Genomic DNA, 2,805 nt, shown 5'->3' on the forward strand with positions numbered 1-2,805 from the left:
GATAAATAGAGAATATAGCTAATTATAAATACTATGATTAACGGGATATAGATTCTCAAGAATCTCTTTTTTAAAAAAGTTCTAAAGGATCTGTCGGCTGATCTTTGAAATGAGTAGTGAATTACAAAGCCGGAAAGTATGAAAAACAACATTACGGCTTCCTGGCCAAATTTGAATAAAAATGAAATGTCGTGATTAAAGACTATACATTTTGCATTGAACAGATGATGTAGAATTACATATACTGCAGCGAAGCCTCTTAATGATTCAAGTTTTTGTAATTTATTTTGCATTTTGGAGCGTATTCGTTAAAGATATGAATTTTATTGAAAATAATGGGCTTTTTTGATTTAAATTGCACGTGAACACCGCTATTAAAAGTTAAGTGTGTGATCTTTTTTCTATAAGTAAGCTTCTTTTATCGTTAAGTGATCCTTTGAGGGTAATTTGGTATAAAAAATTAAGTGAAAGATAAGGCTAACTCTGGGACATTCTATAAAGAGATTGACCAATAAGACGAAACTAATTATTGCAACAGCCCTTAATATTTTGCTATATTTGTATTGTCAGCGGATAGGAAAACCAATGATGTTTATACAATATTTTATTGATGGTATAATAAGAGTTGTATAAAGGATTACAAATCAATTACTTAAAACAAATCATAGTTGTAGATGATTAACATTACACTGCCTGATGGCTCAGTTCGTCAGTATGAAAAGGGCATAAACGCCCATCAAATTGCATTATCCATTTCTGAAGGCTTGGCCCGTAACGTATTGGCTGCGGAAGTAAATGGTGAAGTTTGGGATTCTTCCCGGGCTATTGAAAACGATGCTTCTGTTAAATTGCTGACCTGGAATGATACTGCTGGTAAATCGACTTTCTGGCATTCTTCTGCTCACTTAATGGCTGAAGCCCTGGAAGCTTTATATCCGGGAACTAAATTTGGTATTGGTCCGGCTATTGAAACTGGATTTTACTACGATGTGGATTTTGGAGACAGAGAATTTTCTTCGGATGACTTCAAAGCGATCGAAACGAAGATCCTGGAGCTTGCTAAACAAAAGGAAACTTTTGTTAGAGAAAGCGTTTCTAAAGCAGATGCTGTAAAATATTTTACAGAAAAAGGCGATGAGTACAAATTAGATTTAATTGACGGCCTGGAAGATGGAAAGATCACTTTCTATACTCAGGGTAACTTTACAGATCTTTGCCGTGGTCCGCACATTCCAAATACCGGTTTTGTAAAAGCGGTAAAGTTAATGAATGTTGCCGGTGCTTACTGGAGAGGTGATGAGACCAGAAAACAGCTGACTCGTATTTATGGAGTTACTTTTCCGAAAGCAAGTGAGCTGACAGAATATCTTCATATGATTGAAGAAGCGAAAAAAAGAGACCACCGTAAATTAGGTAAGGAACTTGAGCTTTTTGCTTTTTCTGAAAAAGTAGGTATGGGCTTGCCTTTATGGTTGCCTAAAGGAACTGCTTTACGTGAACGTCTGGTTCAATTTCTGACTAAAGCACAGGGAAAAGCTGGCTATGAGCAGGTGGTAACGCCACATATTGGACATAAGAACTTGTACATCACTTCAGGCCATTATGAAAAATATGGTAAAGATTCTTTTCAGCCTATTAAGACGCCTCAGGAAGGGGAAGAGTTTTTCCTGAAACCGATGAATTGTCCGCACCATTGCGAAATCTATAAAGTGAAACCGCGTTCTTACAAAGACCTTCCTTTGCGTTTTGCAGAGTTTGGTACTGTGTACCGTTATGAGCAGAGTGGGGAGCTTCATGGTTTAACCAGGGTTCGTGGCTTTACTCAGGATGACGCGCATTTGTTTTGCCGTCCGGATCAGGTAAAGGAAGAATTTAAGAAGGTAATTGACCTGGTGCTGTATGTGTTTAAGTCTTTGGGTTTTAACGATTACATCGCACAGGTGTCTTTGAGAGATCCTGATAATAAATCAAAGTACATCGGTACAGATGAAAACTGGCACCTGGCGGAATCGGCTATCATAGAAGCTGCTGCTGAGAAGGGTTTACCTACTGTGGTAGAGCTTGGAGAGGCTGCATTTTATGGTCCGAAACTGGATTTCATGGTGAAAGATGCCTTGGGAAGGAAGTGGCAGCTTGGAACAATCCAGGTAGATTACAACTTGCCGGAGCGTTTTGAGCTGGAATACACAGGTAGTGATAACCAGAAACACAGACCGGTTATGATCCACCGTGCACCGTTTGGTTCACTGGAACGTTTCATTGCGGTACTGATTGAACATTGTGCGGGTAACTTCCCGTTATGGCTTTCTCCTGAACAGTTTATTATTCTTCCTATCTCAGAAAAATATGAAGAATATGCGAAAAAAGTTTCAGATGAACTAAATAATTCCGATATTCGCGGTTTGATTGACTTCCGTGATGAGAAAATCGGGAGGAAGATTAGGGATGCAGAGGTTAAAAAGATCCCTTATATGTTGATTATCGGAGAGAAGGAGATGGCAGATGGCAAGGTTTCGGTAAGAAAACATGGAGATGGAGATGTAGGTGAGATGACTCTGCAAGAGTTTAGTGAATTATTAATTAAAGAAATAACAGTTTAAATAAGATACAAATTTGGCATTAGGCAGACCAGGATTTAACAGGGGACCACGTCCTCCTTTTAAGAAAAAAGAAGCAGAACATAATATTAATCAGTTTATCAAGGCTCAGGAAGTGAGATTAGCTGGAGATAATGTTGAACCGGGGATCTATCCTTTGGCAAAAGCTTTGGCCCTTGCCGATGAGTTGGAATTAGACCTTGTAGAG

2 protein-coding genes and 1 pseudogene are annotated in these 2,805 nt (G+C 38.6%); 2 read left to right on the forward strand and 1 reads right to left on the reverse strand.

Annotation, left to right across the window (positions count from 1 at the left end):
• A partial coding sequence (locus tag DBR11_RS30685) for an acyltransferase (protein WP_146186667.1) occupies nt 1-293 on the reverse strand: 293 nt, incomplete at its 3' end.
• A 381-nt stretch (nt 294-674) separates the two neighbouring features.
• Between DBR11_RS30685 and thrS the strand changes: the two genes are divergently transcribed.
• Together thrS and DBR11_RS25860 are read left to right on the forward strand one after the other, a co-directional pair.
• Nucleotides 675-2,600, forward strand: coding sequence for a threonine--tRNA ligase (thrS, locus tag DBR11_RS25855; RefSeq protein ID WP_108555460.1), 1,926 nt, complete (start codon nt 675-677; stop codon nt 2,598-2,600).
• Between the two features lie 13 nt (nt 2,601-2,613).
• Nucleotides 2,614-2,805: pseudogene (locus DBR11_RS25860) on the forward strand (translation initiation factor IF-3); the annotation flags it as partial.

This window comes from Pedobacter sp. HMWF019, from assembly GCF_003061025.1.
In the GTDB taxonomy this organism is placed as follows: Bacteria; Bacteroidota; Bacteroidia; order Sphingobacteriales; family Sphingobacteriaceae; genus Pedobacter.

Bases quoted from the DNA above. Each gene is read 5' to 3' on its own strand.
- thrS (WP_108555460.1), top strand. From the start codon at position 675: ATGATTAACATTACACTGCCTGATGGCTCAGTTCGTCAGTATGAAAAG.